The sequence below is a fragment of the Chitinophagaceae bacterium genome, assembly GCA_016710165.1.
In the GTDB taxonomy this organism is placed as follows: Bacteria; Bacteroidota; Bacteroidia; order Chitinophagales; family Chitinophagaceae; genus Ferruginibacter.
This window is the reverse complement of sequence record JADJLJ010000004.1, coordinates 175,822-191,626: the sequence shown is the minus strand read 5'-3', so window position 1 is coordinate 191,626 and position 15,805 is coordinate 175,822. Positions and strand designations below refer to the sequence as shown.

The 15,805-nt window shown below is 42.4% G+C and carries 12 protein-coding genes and 2 pseudogenes; 6 read left to right on the top strand and 8 right to left on the bottom strand.

The window, feature by feature from the left end; translation table 11 throughout:
- Positions 1-358: 358 nt before the first annotated feature.
- Both IPJ02_15525 and IPJ02_15520 read left to right on the top strand, forming a co-directional pair.
- A complete protein-coding gene (locus IPJ02_15525) occupies positions 359-3,025 on the top strand; it encodes a hypothetical protein (GenBank protein MBK7376899.1) in 2,667 nt (888 codons plus the stop codon).
- A gap of 53 nt (positions 3,026-3,078) precedes the next feature.
- Positions 3,079-3,471 carry a gliding motility-associated C-terminal domain-containing protein gene (locus tag IPJ02_15520; GenBank protein MBK7376898.1) on the top strand — a complete coding sequence of 131 codons (393 nt, stop codon included), beginning with the start codon at positions 3,079-3,081 and terminating at the stop codon, positions 3,469-3,471.
- Between the two features lie 23 nt (positions 3,472-3,494).
- On the opposite strand, the gene IPJ02_15515 is transcribed toward IPJ02_15520, so the two are convergent.
- Positions 3,495-6,053, bottom strand: coding sequence for a hypothetical protein (locus tag IPJ02_15515; protein MBK7376897.1), 2,559 nt, complete (start codon positions 6,051-6,053; stop codon positions 3,495-3,497).
- Between the two features lie 287 nt (positions 6,054-6,340).
- On the opposite strand from IPJ02_15515, the gene IPJ02_15510 reads away from it, so the two are divergent.
- The 4 genes and pseudogenes from IPJ02_15510 to IPJ02_15495 all read left to right on the top strand — a co-directional run bounded on the left by IPJ02_15510 (position 6,341) and on the right by IPJ02_15495 (position 9,244).
- Positions 6,341-6,724: a hypothetical protein gene (locus IPJ02_15510; GenBank protein MBK7376896.1), complete on the top strand. Its 384-nt coding sequence runs from the start codon at positions 6,341-6,343 to the stop codon at positions 6,722-6,724.
- 36 nt (positions 6,725-6,760) lie between these two features.
- On the top strand, positions 6,761-7,693 hold the full coding sequence (locus IPJ02_15505) for an AAA family ATPase (GenBank protein ID MBK7376895.1): 933 nt from the start codon (positions 6,761-6,763) through the stop codon (positions 7,691-7,693).
- Positions 7,668-8,668, top strand: a pseudogene (locus IPJ02_15500) (DUF3871 family protein). Before IPJ02_15505 ends, IPJ02_15500 begins: the two are co-directional and overlap by 26 nt.
- A 411-nt stretch (positions 8,669-9,079) precedes the next feature.
- The gene (locus tag IPJ02_15495; GenBank protein MBK7376894.1) at positions 9,080-9,244 is read left to right on the top strand and encodes a hypothetical protein; all 165 of its coding nucleotides are present in this window, start codon (positions 9,080-9,082) and stop codon (positions 9,242-9,244) included.
- Positions 9,245-9,899: 655 nt separating this feature from the next.
- Here IPJ02_15495 and IPJ02_15490 read toward each other — a convergent pair.
- From IPJ02_15490 to xylA, 7 genes and pseudogenes are all read right to left on the bottom strand, one after another.
- On the bottom strand, positions 9,900-10,625 hold the full coding sequence (locus IPJ02_15490) for a galactose mutarotase (GenBank protein ID MBK7376893.1): 726 nt from the start codon (positions 10,623-10,625) through the stop codon (positions 9,900-9,902).
- Positions 10,574-10,936: a hypothetical protein gene (locus IPJ02_15485; protein ID MBK7376892.1), complete on the bottom strand. Its 363-nt coding sequence runs from the start codon at positions 10,934-10,936 to the stop codon at positions 10,574-10,576. The genes IPJ02_15490 and IPJ02_15485 overlap by 52 nt, the downstream gene beginning before the upstream one ends.
- A 15-nt stretch (positions 10,937-10,951) precedes the next feature.
- Positions 10,952-12,118 carry a mannonate dehydratase gene (gene uxuA / locus IPJ02_15480; protein MBK7376891.1) on the bottom strand — a complete coding sequence of 389 codons (1,167 nt, stop codon included), beginning with the start codon at positions 12,116-12,118 and terminating at the stop codon, positions 10,952-10,954.
- A gap of 67 nt (positions 12,119-12,185) precedes the next feature.
- A pseudogene (locus IPJ02_15475) lies at positions 12,186-12,423 on the bottom strand (fibronectin type III-like domain-contianing protein).
- A complete protein-coding gene (locus IPJ02_15470) occupies positions 12,381-12,719 on the bottom strand; it encodes a hypothetical protein (GenBank protein ID MBK7376890.1) in 339 nt (112 codons plus the stop codon). Before IPJ02_15470 ends, IPJ02_15475 begins: the two are co-directional and overlap by 43 nt.
- Entirely contained in the window at positions 12,661-14,307 is a 1,647-nt protein-coding gene (locus tag IPJ02_15465; protein MBK7376889.1) for a sodium/solute symporter, read from the bottom strand. The genes IPJ02_15470 and IPJ02_15465 overlap by 59 nt, the downstream gene beginning before the upstream one ends.
- Positions 14,308-14,460: 153 nt before the next feature.
- Positions 14,461-15,804, bottom strand: a complete 1,344-nt coding sequence (xylA, locus tag IPJ02_15460) for a xylose isomerase (GenBank protein MBK7376888.1) — start codon at positions 15,802-15,804, stop codon at positions 14,461-14,463.
- Between the last annotated feature and the right edge of the window lies 1 nt (position 15,805).

Sequence of the window (15,805 nt, the reverse complement as noted above, 5' to 3'; positions counted from 1 at the left end):
CCTGTTGATTTTAACCCGGGACCAAGTACAGCTAATCTTACAGGTTTTGGCGCATATTTAGCCAAATATAATTCCTCGGGCGTTTATCAATGGGCTTTCTCTTTAGTTTCTTCACCAAACACTGGTTTAATTAATTGGGGACTAAGTCTTATTAATGACGTTTCAAACGATATATATATTACAGGACAATTTTCCAATACGACTGACTTTGATCCGGGCCCAGGGGTTGCAAATCTAACTGCTTCTACGGGAGTGCCCGATATCTTTATAGCTAAATATTCAACCTTGGGCGCTTATCAATGGGCTTTTAATATTGGTACAGGTTTTACCGGAACCAAGTGTACATCTATTAAAACAGATGGCCACGCATGTTACGTGTAGCGGGCATTTTAATGGTACTGCAGATTTTGATCCTAATGTCGGAACAATGAATCTTACTTCGAACGGTTCCATTGATGCATTTGCTGCGAAATATAGCCCATGTTTATTAATGTCAACACCTGGATCAATTTCAGGTAATCCTACTGTTTGTAGCGGAAGTTCAAATATTTATAGTATTCCAGCCGTTACCGGTGCCACTTCGTATACATGGACACTTCCATCAGGCTGGACGGGAAATTCGTCAACAACAAGTATTAATGCAACTGCTGGAGCTACCGGAGGGATTATTTCAGTTGCGGCTAATAATTCCTGTGGTATTTCTCCACTACAATCTTTGATTGTAAGTGTGATCCCAACGTCAACACCAACACTAAATATTTCTGCAAATCCACCTGGTGCGATTTGCTCTGGAACGTCTGTAACTTTTACTGCTACTACAGGAAATACTGCTGGTGGTACAATAAACTATGATTTTAAGATAAATGGGAGCAGTGTCCAAAATGGTGCTTCAAATACATACACAACAAATACACTTACAAATGGAAATATAGTTTCCTGTGATATAAGCATAAGTGGTGGTACTTGCTTGACAACAAATACCGCAACATCCAATACTATTACAATGGTAGTGAATCCTAATTTAATCCCTTCTGTAAATATTACAGCTAATCCTGGTACCACTATTTGTTTTGGTTCATCAGTAACTTTTACAGCCACACCTAATAATGGAGGTCCTGCACCAGGTTATCAATGGCAGGTAAATGGCGGAAATGTTGGAACAAATGCTTCAACATATACAACAAATTCAGTGGCTAACGGAGATAATGTTACAGTCATAATAACATCCAGTTTAACCTGCGCTTCTCCATCTTCAGCAACATCCAATACCATTACAATGGTAGTGAATCCCAATTTAATCCCTTCAGTAAATATTACGGCTAATCCTGGTACCACTGTTTGTTCTGGTACATCAGTAACTTTTACGGCAGTAGCGGGTAATACCGCTGGTGGAACAGTTACTTATGATTTTAAAATAAACGGAGGTAGCGTTCAAAATAGCGGATCAAATACATACACAACAAATACACTTACAAATGGAAATATAGTTTCCTGTGATATTAACATAAGTGGGGGTACTTGCTTAACAACCAATACCGCAACATCCAATACCATCGCAATGACAGTGAATTCAAATTCCACTCCTTCTGTAAGTATTATTGCTAATCCCGGTACCACTGTTTGTTCTGGTACATCAGTAACTTTTACTGCAACTGCAGGAAACACAGGAGGTGGCATAGTGAACTATAATTTTAAAGTTAATGGAATAAGTGTTCAGAACAGTGGTTCTAACATGTTTATTACATCGACTTTGATTAATGGTGATGCAGTTTCCTGTGACATTTCAATAACTGGAGGCACCTGCCTGACATCAACAGTAGCTTCTTCAAACACAATAACCATGAGCGTTACTGCGGTAATAACCCCATCTGTAGGAATAGTGGCATCTTCTACAACCGCATGTGTTGGCACATCGGTGACTTTTACCGCCAACCCAACTAATGGTGGAGCTAACCCTAGTTATCAATGGAAGATTAATGGTGTTAATGCTGGTGCTAATTCTCCAGTATTTACAACCACCACTCTTGCAAATGGCGATCTTGTTACAGTTAACATGTCATCCAGTTTAGCATGCGCTTCGCCAACTTCTGTTACTTCAAATACCGTTACTATGGTTGTAAATCCGAATATTACCCCTGTCGTGAATATTACCGCCAATCCTTCGGGTACTATCTGCTCCGGAACTTCGGTTGCTTTTACTGCTGTTGCATCAAATACCGGTGGTGGTGGAATAACCTATGATTTTAAAGTTAATGGAACCAGCGTTCAGAATAGTCCTTTGAATATTCTCACAACTGCAACACTCAATAACGGAAATACAGTTACGTGTGATATTACTATTGTTGGAGGAGCATGCCTCACCTCAACTACCGCTTCTTCAAACTCCATTACTATGGTTGTGAATCCGAATATTACCTCTGCCGTAAATATTACCGCCATTCCTTCGGGTACTATCTGCTCAGGGACTCTGGTAACTTTTACGGCTGCAACAACAAATACAGGAGGTGGTACTGTGAACTATAATTTTAAAGTAAATGGAACTAGTATTCAGAGTGGTCCTTTGAATACATTTGCCACCACATCGCTGATTAATGGGAATAATGTTACTTGCGATATAACAATAAGCAGCGGAACCTGCCTGGCTGTCAACACAGCCTCTTCAAACACTATAACCATATCAGTAAACTCTAGTCCTAATCCGGTCATAAACATTACTGCAAACCCGTCAGGTGCAATTTGCACCGGTATTCCTGTTACCTTCACTGCAATACCCGCTAATGTTGGAACCACGCCGGCATTTCAATGGCAATTAAATGGTATCAATGTCAGTGGAAACGGGCTTACCTATGCCAATAACAGCCTTTCCGATGGGGATAAAGTTAATTGCATTATGAGTACGGTATCTAGCTGCTCAATCACACCATTCGTTTATTCTGATACAATAATAATGATTGTAAAGCCTGTTCCCCTATTTCGTTCAATCCTCCAACCCCGACAATATCGGCAGGCAATTCGATTCAATTAAATGCCACTGCTACTGGCAATATCGTCAGTTACTTATGGACGCCATCAATGGGTTTGAATAATCCATTAATATCTAATCCAGTCGCTAACCCTGCAGTTACTACTATTTATAACTTAAAAGTAGTTGCAACTAATAGCTGCTATGCAGATAAAAACCTAACCGTAAAAGTTCTAAGAGAAATTTATATTCCAAATTCATTTACCCCCAATGGAGACGGCAAGAACGATGTTTTCCGGATTCCACCTGGAACATCTTTAAGTTTAAAGTACCTTATTGTGTATGATCGGTATGGTAATGAAATCTTCAAAACAACAGATATAAACACTGGATGGGACGGAATTTATAAAGGAACAAAACTTCCCAATGGCGCATATACTTATTTAATCAAAGGATCTGATTCTAAAGGAGAAGTCTTTTTAAATGGAACTATACTCTTAATTCGTTGATTTATTCTCGATTTAGATTATTCTTACCACAAATCATTCCATACTGTTCCATCATAACATCGGAGTTTGTTTGTCGTATTGTCAAAATAGATCATCCCCTTAACCGGACTGGCGGGTGTTGTAGTAGGAGCCAAAGTAAGTAATGATTTAATAGTTACAATTCCAGTTGAGAAATCACCGCCAATTAATGGAGTGGTTGTATTGCTGTTTGAAATATAAAGTTTGTTTGAACCTGTTTCATAATAACCTGCATTATAACCAACAAAGACATTACTATCACCCAAACAGTGGTAACCAGCGACAAGACCTAAAGCCGTGTTTCTATTGCCTGTTGAATTAAAGAAAAGTGATTCAAAGCCAACAGCAGTATTCTCTATACCAGTTGTATTTAAATATAAAGCTTGTGAACCATAGGCCGAGTTCCATGAGCCAGTAGAATTGTTTATTAGAGATTGCATTCCATTTGAAGTGTTTGCATTTCCTAAAGTATTATTCTGTAGTGCTTGCACCCCAGTTGCAGTATTAGTTTGACCTCCACTATTGTTAAGCAAAGTTTGATAACCAATAGCAGTATTATAATTGCCTGTATTATTCGCTACAGTTGTAGAGCCACGAAGAGCTTGATAACCTAAAGCAACACTATAATTGATAAATTGCGCCTGCGAAGGATTTGTGTTAGCCATAGCATTATAGCCAACTGCTGTTGCATTATCTCCTGCATAATTAGATGATAGAGTGCCAGCCCCTATTGCAGTATTATTATTTCCTATTCTTCCATTACCCATAACCAAAGCACCAATAGCAGTATTAGAACTACCTGCTAAATTTTGACTAAGAGACCCATTACCTAAAACAGCATTACTACTTCCCGCAGTATTCATTAATAAAGCCTGACTTCCGATAGCAGTATTCCCTTCACCTACATTATTTCTGGCTAATGCTGATGACCCGATTGCTGTGTTGAAGCCGCCTGTTGTATTTAATGTCATAGCTTGCCATCCAACTGCTGTATTATTATTCCCTGTTGAATTTTCTCTAATAGCTTGATATCCAATTGCAGTATTTTTTAATCCAGTGTTATTTGAGGTTGGTAAATTGCCCATCAATGCTTCAAAACCAAATGCCACATTATTGTTTACAAAGGCGGTGTTATTATCATAAGCATTTAACATAGCGAAAGCACCAACTGCTGTTGAATTAGAACCAGCTTTATTTGCAAATAATGTATTAAAGCCAATAGCAGTATTAAAATCACCACTAGTATTATTAAAAAGTACCTGATATCCCATTGCTGTATTTTTGGTACCGGTTGTATTTTCATGCATTGATTGTGAACCTATAGCTACATTCCTGTATCCATTAATTTGAGCTGTAGGCTGGTTACTATAAAGTGATCGATAGCCAACTGCTACATTTTCAGAAACCCAGGCGGCGCCTCCATTATCATATGATTGTGTATATAATGCTTGTGAACCAAGAGCAACATTTAGTTCTGCATTTGTATTTGAATATAAAGTATAATCACCCACAGCAGTATTACCTCCTCCTTTATTATTGAAATACATAGCACGTGTGCCAATAGCCGTATTACTTGAACCGCTACCATTTGAATACATTGCACGTTCCCCAACTGCAACATTCCCTGATGAACTTCCGGAAACAAATGCATTACTGTGGAATAGAGCATGTGAACCAACAGCCGTACTTGTATTAACATTAAAAAAACCTATTAATGCTGATAATGCATAGGAACCTATAGCTGTGTTATTTTCCCCTGTTTCATTTCCTCCAATGGCCCTTGAACCTACACCAGTGTTATAACTGGACACAATACTATGATCTACAGCTCCATATCCTATGGCTGTATTATTATTGCCTGTTGTATTGGAATTTTGTGCCATAGCCCCTATTGCAGTATTAAAGGATCCTGTTGTATTTGCGTTTGAAGACTGCATGCCTAATGAAGAATTATAAACGCCAATTGTATTTGCGGTTAAAGCTTTATACCCCACTGCAGTATTTCTTTCAGCATTGTTGTTTTTAAGCGCTAAAGATCCAATTGCGGTATTCTCTTCTCCACCAGATGGATTTAATGAATATAGAGCTTGAAAGCCAATTGCCGTATTGTTTTTACTTGTTGTGTTAGAATTGCCAGATTGGTAACCAAAAAATGAATTGGAAAATGTTGAGTCAATTCTACCAGCTTTCTGATTATTAATACGGAAACTTAGAGGAATATTATCTATTGTTCCAAGAAAGTTTGTTGTTGGGTTTACGCCTGTGTTTCCTGCAATATTCCATGCCAGTCCGCTGCCTTGGCTCAATTCTGTCCATACTGTACCATTATGATACCAAAAACTATTTGTTGTAGTATCATACACCATTAATCCCTTCGCAGGAGTGGCAATCGCTATCCTGGTTGTAGTTGATGTTCTTGGAATAAGTATTCCTTTATTTGGATTCTTTATATCAAGCATAGCACTTGCGTCTGCTACTGATCCATCAATATTAATTGCAAGACTTTGTGCATCCAAATGTCCAGCGATGCAATTAAATAAAATTAAAATGAAGACCTTTTTCATCATCTCAAGGTTTAGAGTTATGAATTTCTCTCCGGGGATATATGTAAGTTAAGAAATATTATACCCATAAATAATCAATTTTAATTTTTCAACTTAAAATTGAAATAAACCCCGCTTCATCAATTCCAAAAAAATACCCCCCCCCATAATTTTTAAAATTATGTGATGGTATTCAACAGCGAGTGCGTAAATGCCCTACCAGAATCGCACCCGCCCATTCAAGTTTGCGGTTCTTACCCCGGGGTTTGAACCAATAATTATTTTAATCACATTTAAATCATTTAAAAATGGTCAAAGTTAAAAACTACCATGTTCGCCAGGGAAATGATGGCGATCAGTACATTTCTCTTGAATTGGAGGGAGATGTTTCAATTGTTCAAAGCCAAAATACCGGCAGGTTCTATGCAACCACAAAGCGTTGCTTTATGTATGCTGCCCTGGATGAGGCGACGGCAAAAGGGTTGATCGGCACCCAAATGCCGGGAGCAATTGAACGGGTCGCCTGTGAGCCGTATGAATATACGGTTCAGGAAACCGGAGAAGTGAAGACCCTTTCCTACACCTATGAGTTCCGCCTGCAGATGCTGTTGAAACGCATGAATTTACTAATTCCGCGAGGGCCAAAGCTTTGGCTTAACAGCAGCCATTGCTACAAACGGGGGCAAGTGTAATGCTTGCCCCTTGCTTTTTAAATCAATAAATCTAATATTATGCAACTACAAAAAGCATCCCGTAAAAAGGCTAAGATGAAACTAGCCTTACAGGGACCAAGTGGATCTGGTAAAAGTATTGGGGCCTTGCTTATCGCTTTTGGGTTATGTGGCAACTGGAACAAAATTGCCGTCATAGACACCGAAAACAGTTCTGCAGACCTATATGCTCACTTGGGCGATTATAATACCATCGCAATTGGGCCTCCATTTAGCCCTGAGAAGTTTATCCAGGCAGTTAAGCTATGTGAGGACAGTAAAATGGAAGTCATAATAATTGACAGTGTTTCCCACGAGTGGGATGGTACCGGCGGAATACTGGATATCCATTCAAACATGGCTGGCAATTCCTTTACCAATTGGGGTAAGCTAACACACCGGCACAATGCCTTTGTGCAGGCTATGCTCCAAAGCTCCTGCCATATCATAGGCACTATCCGGAGTAAACAAGATTATGTACTAAATGAAAAGAACGGCAAAATGATCCCGGAGAAAGTCGGCTTAAAGGGGGTACAACGTGATGGATTGGATTATGAATTCACCATCGTATTGGATGTTGACAGTAAGCACAATGCTGTGGCCAGCAAAGACCGTACTTCTCTTTTCATTAGCAAGCCGGAATTCAAAATTTCCGTTGAAACCGGGAAGCAGATCAACAACTGGTGCAACCAGGGTGAGGATATAATTTCTGAAATTATACCGGGCATAACAACAGAAATTATATCCGAAGAAGAACTGATTCAAAAGATCAATGGTTGTGGTTCTGTGGATGATCTTTTGACACTGTACAACAAATGCCCTGTTTACCAGGAAACACACTTAAACCTGTTCACTGCAAGGCGCAAAGAGCTACTACAGCCCGTTAAAGTCAATCCTATTCTTAACAATCTAAAACCTTCAGCTAATGGAACTCACACAAACATTGCCTAATGAAGAGGTAAATAATGCCATAGTGGTAACACCTGCTGTTACCGGGGAAGGATTGTCATCCGGATCAGCCTTTATTGAGGCAAATACGATCGAGAGCAGCGTTGAAGAGATTAGAGAAAAGCATATCATCCCGGTTTTCATAAAGGATAATGAGCCGCTAATATCACAGGCTGATTTTATCCAGACACCTTAGATATTACAGCTGTTGTTTTCAGCGGTGAAACAATTCTGAAACCCAATGTGAGGCTTTCTCATCCGATTAAGGGCAGAATCCCGGAGGCAAAGGATAAGCCAGCTATTCAGCTGCAGGAACATGAGAAAACCCTCTATTATGAGAGAATGGCCTTTTTAATTGAGATCCCAACGGTCTATGATGAAATAGACGGATCCCGGCTATCTCTCACCATCGGCGGGGTAAAGGCGCTTAACCAAGATAATCTGTACAACAAAAAGGGCGCCGATGAGCATTTTAAGATATTCATCGGTTTCCAGAATAAAGTGTGTACCAACCTGTGTGTTTGGACAGATGGTTACATGAGTGACTTAAAGGTTACCAGTATTGGCCAGCTAAGAGCATGCATCCGTTCATTACTGGAAAATTACAATGCACCATATCATTTGACGATGATGCGCTATTTTGAGGAGCACAGTTTAACCGAACAGCAATTTGCCCTGTTAATAGGCCGCTGTCGTATGTATCAAAATCTCCCCAAGGCCATGCAGAATGAATTACCCCCGCTGTTATTTGGAGATAACCAGATCAGCACAGTTGTTAAGGATTATTACAGGGACCAGTCATTCTGTAAGAATGAGGACGGAACCATCAACCTGTGGCGTCTGTATAACCTGTTCACCGGAGCAAACAAATCCACCTACATTGATAATTTCCTGGACCGGTCGGTGAATGCATTTCATTTCGTTGAACAGCTTAAGTATGCCCTGAGTAACCAGCAGCAAAGTTGGTTCTTAAACTAGCCGGGCCTTCCATATGGAGAAAGTCAATTTTAAATCGTTGATCGATCCATTTTCAATAATGGTGATCAACCAACAAGGCTATTTGAGAAAGCTCTACTGTCCGTTCCGGGTGTTATGTATTGAATCGTATGACAGCATTCCCCGGAATACCTGGTGTTTTGTAGACAGGGTTGCCGCTGATTCTAAAGAATTGATTCTTTATAAAATCAATGGCAGGGATATCCCATATCGGCATTTTCAGATCTACATCTCCTTTTGACGTATTGCTTCTGATAGCAGGAGTTATGCCGCATTTTGTTGCTGGTGCTTTTGATATGTGTTTCGCTCCTACTCAAAAACCATTGAAAATGAAACCAGAGGTCTATTTAAAGGGCAGTTTCGGCTGCCCTTCTTTTCAATTAAACATATCAAATGACACTTATTATTGTTTTTTTCATCTTCGCCGCTTATGTGCTTGGCACTCTTGTGCGGGCTATCATTTTTGATGATGACGGAGCTAGATTAAGCCCGATGGTAAATATTGCTATTAATCTCATTTTCGGAGCATTGACCATTTTGATATGGCTCACGCTTTGACCCAGACCCTAGCCTATAAAAATGGGCTTTTCTTTGTATCAAAATTATCCAGGGCATTACCATTATTAAATAGTTATGGCTTATTTGGGATTCAGGTTTCCCTTATATGAAGAAAAAAAGGCCCAGAGTCGCTATTCTTTACATTCCGATTTACTATGGTTAAAATCAGGAAATTGAAAAAGGACAATCTCATGCATTGATGGCATAATAATCATTATTATATTTACTCACTATTTAAAAACTAACTAGTTCTTTAACTCGACAATCAGGAAAAGGCTAAAACAGGTCACCAAATCGGTCACCTAGTGGTTTTAAAAGGCGATTGTAAGATGATTTTTGGCAGACATGCCCCCTTGTCTCGGGGGTGAGGACAACAGGATAAACGTAACATAGAGCCGTCTCGCCTAAGGCGAGATGACCGGGGTCGACCACCGAACCTGCCTGCCGGTAGGCAGGCTTTGTGTTATAGCTAACTGCCTCGTGAAGGTTCGATCCCTTCCCCTACAGCATATTTAATAAAAGCCTGTTCAGTTTTGGACGGGCTTTTTTATTTTATACAATTTCGAACAAGGAACAAGGAATTTTGAACAAGGAACGGAGATTCTTATCGGAACGCTACTTCGAAATTCGATATTCCTTGTTCCTTGTTCAGTATTCACTCTGCACTGACCTTATAAACCGTCTTCGAAAAAAATTTCTTCCCCGGCATTAATATAGTTGAAGGAAACTGAGGCTGGTTGGGAGAATCCGGGAAGTGCTGGGTCTCCAGGCACAGGGCACTGTATTTACCGATCCCTTTACCATCCCGGTTCTTCGAACTGCCGTCGAGCAAATTGCCGGTATACAACTGCAGGCCCGGCTCGGTAGTGAATACAGCCATTTTTGGATGGCCTCCCGGCCCGGCCAGCAATGCAGCAAATGAAAAGGGGTTCCCGTTCTTATTCAGCACAAAATTATGGTCGTATTCTTCTGCTGACCGCTCCAGGTTATCCTTTATTGAAGCCGGTTCCCGGAAATCAAATCCTGTTCCTGCCACGGGTATCAATTCGCCTGTCGGGATCCGTTCTGCATTCAGGGGTGTATAGTGGTCAGCATTTACCTGCAGCGAATGATCCAGTATACTGCGCCCCATATCACCGGATAAATTAAAATAACAATGACTGGTAAGATTGATGGGAGTAGGTTTGTCTGTTTCAGCTGAATACCGGATGACCAGTTCATCATCATCGGTATAAGAGAATTCAGCGGTAACATCCAGGCTGCCGGGGTAACCCTCCTCCCCATCCCGGCTGAAATAATTCAGTGATAATACCGGGGAATCCTTTTCGATCACGGTCGCATCCCAAACCTTTTTATCAAATCCCCTGTTACCTCCATGCAGGTGGTTTTTCCATCATTGCAGGCAAGTACATAGTTGGTCCCGTTGATGGAAAAATGGCCATTGGCGATCCGGTTGGCATAGCGCCCGGCAATACACCCGAAATAAGCCGTGGCATCCCGGTATTCCTGCAGCGTATCAAAACCGGCAACAATATTCCTTGCCTTCCCGTTCTCATCATTCAGTATCCATGAAATGACCGTACCCCCGTAATTGATCACCGAAACACGGTTTCCCTTTGCATTCATAAGGGTGAAACGATGGATCTCTTTATCATCGTAGAGGCCAAAAAATTCTTTCGTGATCTTGCTCATTTCTAATCAATCTTGTTAATTCAGTTTATCCCCCGGGTACAAAGAACGGTAAATGCCCAGTTCCAGCCCACGTAATTCTGCCAGTCCACGCAAACGCCCGATAGCACTGTAACCGGGATAAGGGGTCTTATCCAGGTCATCCAGCATCTGGTGGCCATGGTCGGGCCGCATGGGCAGGGAAACATTCCGCCGCTTCATCAGCTGTACCACTTCTTTCATAACGGCATACATGTCTGTGTCGCCGGCCAGGTGATCTGCTTCGTAAAAATTACCTTCTGAATCCCGCTTTGTGTTACGCAGGTGAAGAAAGTGAATATTATCGGCAAAGCGCTGTATCATGCTTACCAGGTCATTATCCGCCCTTGCTCCAAAAGAACCCGTGCAAAAACAAAGTCCGTTTGCCGGTGAAGGTACCGACCGGATAATATCCAGCGCATCCTGTTCTGTACTTACCACTCTTGGCAATCCAAGAATCGGATAAGGCGGATCGTCGGGGTGAATGGCCATTTGCAGGCCACATGCTTCCGCAACCGGAACTACCTGTTTAAGAAAAAAGAAAAGATGCTGCTGCAGTTTTTGGGCATTGATACCTTCATAGGTTTTTAATGCAGTTAAAACCTGTCCGGGTGTAAATGCTTCATCGCTGCCCGGCAGGCCCAGCATGGCATTGCGGAACAATCTCTCTTTTTCTGCTTCATTCATTATCGCAAACCGTGCGGTCGCTTTTTTTATTTCTTCGTCTGTATAATCCTTTTCAGCGCCGGGTCGTTTCAGCAAGAACAGGTCGAATGCAATGAATGCAGCCCGTTCAAAATACAGGGCCCTGCTGCCATCCGGCATGGCATACGAAACATCCGTCCGTAACCAGTCAAGTATGGGCATGAAATTATAGGTGACCACTTTTAAGCCGCAGGAGGCAACATTGCGTAAGCTCGTTCTGTAGTTTTCAATATATTGAAGAAAAGCGCCGCTTTGTTTTTTAATGTCTTCATGCACCGGCAGACTTTCAATGACCGTCCATGTCAATCCTGCATCTTCGATGATCTTTTTTCTTTTATTTATATCTTCAACACTCCACACTTCCCCAACAGGAATATGATGCAGGGCTGTTACCACGCCGCTGCAACCGGCCTGCCGTATATCCCGGAGGCCGACGGCATCATTCGGTCCGAACCAGCGCATGGTTTGCTGCAACAACATGAGCGTATGGGTTTATCTGGTTAATTTATTATTCCCGGTGCCAAGCAACTTACTTAACAAGGACAAACTTAATATTTTCCGTTTTATCAGAAGCGGTCCAAGCCATCACGGTAAAATCACCCGGCTCTGCTGTCCATTTCACGTTGGCATCAAAAAAAAGAAAGCAGTTCTTTATCGATGGTGAAGTTAACTGTTTGAGATTGCCCGGGCTCAAGCCATATCTTCTTAAAGCCTTTCAATTCCTTCACGGGTCTTGTAACCGATGCGTAATCATCCCGGATATACATCTGTACCACTTCAGCGCCCTTCCGGCGGAATAATCAGAAACCACCACACCGTTAAAACCCCTCTCTTTTCTCAGAATATCTGTAAGCAGGTGTTTGTTGATGTGCGCCGGCATTCCCCACAGCTTATTATAGGTAGCCATTACATTCATGCCCCTGCCTTCCTGGATGGCGGCTTTGAAAGGGGGAAAGAAAACATCCCTGCAACCAATAAACCGAATTTTACAATTTTCAGAATGATTACTTAGCGATTCCCAATGGAGAGAAATAAATGAATACAGATACGATAATGGCCACAATGATCAATGACAGTATAACATCGAGGCTGTTCCAGCTTGCACGGCTGGCCACTTTGTCTTCTGCTACTGTGGTGGCAAAGGTCAATCCCTTTATCTGTTCTTCAGATGGTTTTGGAGTAAGCAGGCTTACCAGCACCATTACCGCTATAGAAAACAGGAATAAGTAAATACAGAAATACAGGAAGTTAATGGTGGCAAAATCGTACAGGAATCCACCCAGGTCATTCTTAAACAATTCGAGTGTAAGTTTAATAAGGCCCAGAACGAAACCTACCACCATGGCGGCATAAGCTCCTTTTGCATTCAGGCGCTTAAAGAATACGCCTAATAAGAATACCGCTGCAATGGGCGGCGCCAGGTAAGACTGCACACTTTGCAGGTAGGTATACAGTGTACTGGAAATGCGGCCCATCATCGGTATCCATACCATGCCCAGTATTACCACTACGCCTGTTGCAATACGACCCACCCTTACCAATTCTTTTTCGTCCGCTTCGGGTTTCATTTTCTGGTAAATATCCATTGTAAATAACGTAGAGCATGCATTATACACCGAAGCCAGTGAAGCCATCAGCGCTGCCAGCAGACCTCCTGCCAGCAGACCTCTAAGGCCCATCGGCATGATCTGTTCCACCATGGCAGGAAAAGCCGCGTTATAGTCGGTTTGTCCGTCGGCATTAAGCGGCAATGTTAACTGTCCTTTTGCGTGTAACACATAAGCGATCAAACCAGGGATAAGAAATATAAAGAACGGAAGTAGTTTTAAGTAAGCCGCAAAGATCGTTCCCCGTCTTGCCTGTTGTTCATTCCTTCCGGCAAGGCATCGCTGCACGATATGCTGGTCGGTACACCAATACCAGATACCCACAATGGGCGATGCAAATAAAATACCCAGCCACGGAAATTCAGGATCGCTGAGCGGACGGAACATATTCAGTTTGTCCTTCGGGAATTCGTTCATCAACGCATTCCAGCCTCCCACTTTATCAAGGCCTACAAATAACAGAACGGCCGAACCGATCAATAAAACAAAAGCCTGTATCGCTTCGGTATACATTACGGCATGGAGACCTCCGAAAATGGTATACACGCCTGTTACCACCACCAGGATAATGGCGCCTGTCCAGAACTCTACGCCCAGTATCTGGTTAAACACCAATGCACCCGCAAAAATGGTTACCGATGCTTTGGCAATGACGTAACTGAGCAATTGAATGACCGATAACAAACGCCTTGACTTTGCATTGAATCTTCTTTCCAGGAACTCGGGCATTGTATACACCATGCTGCGCATGTAAAAAGGAACAAACACCCAGCCCAATATTAAAACGATCCAGGAGTGCAATTCGTAATGCCCCAGCACCGTTCCGGATGAACCGGCTGATCCGGCCAGGCCCACGATATGTTCAGAACCTACGTTGGAAGCAAGTATAGAAGCACCGATCACCCACCAGCCAAGATTACGGTTGGCCAGGAAATAATCCGTTGGCGAATCCTTACTCTTCCGGATGGACCATATGGAAATGCCGGCTATCACCAACATATACAGGATAAGGAATATCCAGTCAACTGTGCCGAGAAAATTCATGAGCGTTGCGTTTTGGTTTTATAATATTTTTAAAGAAGCTGCAAGACACAAGCCTCAAGGGGGCAAGTCTTAAATTAATAACCTCTTTTTCCTGGTCAGTCTGTTTTAAGTCTGCATGCCTGTCCCTTGTAGCTTCCCCCTTGCAGCTTACTACTAAATAAACCGGTTAATGATATTCTCCAGGTACTCCTGCTTGCCACTGATGACCGTTGGCTCCCCGTTTTCAATGGCATAGTTTCTCAGGTCTTCCAGCGATAATTTTCCTGCTTCGTATTCTTTTCCTTTACCGCCGTCGAAGGATGCATATCTTTCTGTTCTTATTTTTTTATAGTCTGATCTTTGTAAAATATTATCCGCTATGATCAATGCCCTTGCAAACGCATCCATACCCCCGATGTGCGCATGAAACAGGTCTTCCGCATCGGTGGAGTTACGGCGGATCTTCGCATCGAAGTTGATACCGCCTCCTTTAAAACCACCGGCCTCCAGGATGACCAGCATGGCTTCTGCCAGTTCGTTGATGTTATTGGGGAACTGGTCCGTATCCCATCCGTTCTGGTAATCACCGCGGTTGGCATCCATGCTTCCAAGCAGGCCTGCATCGGCAGCTACCTGTAACTCATGCTGGAATGTGTGACCGGCAAGGGTTGCGTGGTTCACTTCAATATTCAGACTGAAATCATTTAACAGGTCATATTGACGTAAGAAGCCGATCACTGTTTCGCAATCATAATCGTACTGGTGTTTGGATGGTTCGCAGGGTTTTGGTTCAATGAAGAATTTCCCTTTGAAACCGTTCCTTCTTGCATAATCCTTTGCAGTGTGCAGGAAGCGGGCAAAATGTTCTTTCTCCCTTTTCATGTTCGTGTTCAGCAGGCTCATGTATCCTTCCCTTCCTCCCCAGAAAACATAATTCTCACCACCCAGTGCAATGGTGGCATCCAATGCTGCCTTTACCTGCGCTCCTGCGTGTGCCAGCACATGAAAGTCGGGATTGGTGGCAGCACCATTCATATATCGTTTGTTGGAGAACAGATTGGCGGTACCCCATAATAATCTTACGCCGCTGGCGTCCTGCTTTTCTTTCAGGTAAGCAGTGATCGCCTGCAGGCGTCTTTCGTTATCAGCAACATCATTGGTATATTCTACCGCATCCACATCGTGAAAGCAATAAAATGGCAAACCGAGTTTGGTCATGAATTCGAATGCGGCATCTGCTTTGTCTTTTGCCTTTTCCACCGCATCCCGTACTGAGCCTGTCGAAATATTATCCCAGGGAAAAATATGCGTGGGCTCGCCAAAAGGATCGGCGCCGCTGCCAACAAAGGAATGCCAGTAGGCACAGGCAAAGCGCAAATGTTCTTTCATGGGTTTGCCGGCTACCAGTTTATTCTCATCATACCAGCGGAATGCCATTGGGTTGTCTGAATCCCTTCCTTCGTATTTTATTTGCGGAATGCCTTTAAAGAATTCATGCTGTCCTGCTACAATTTTCATC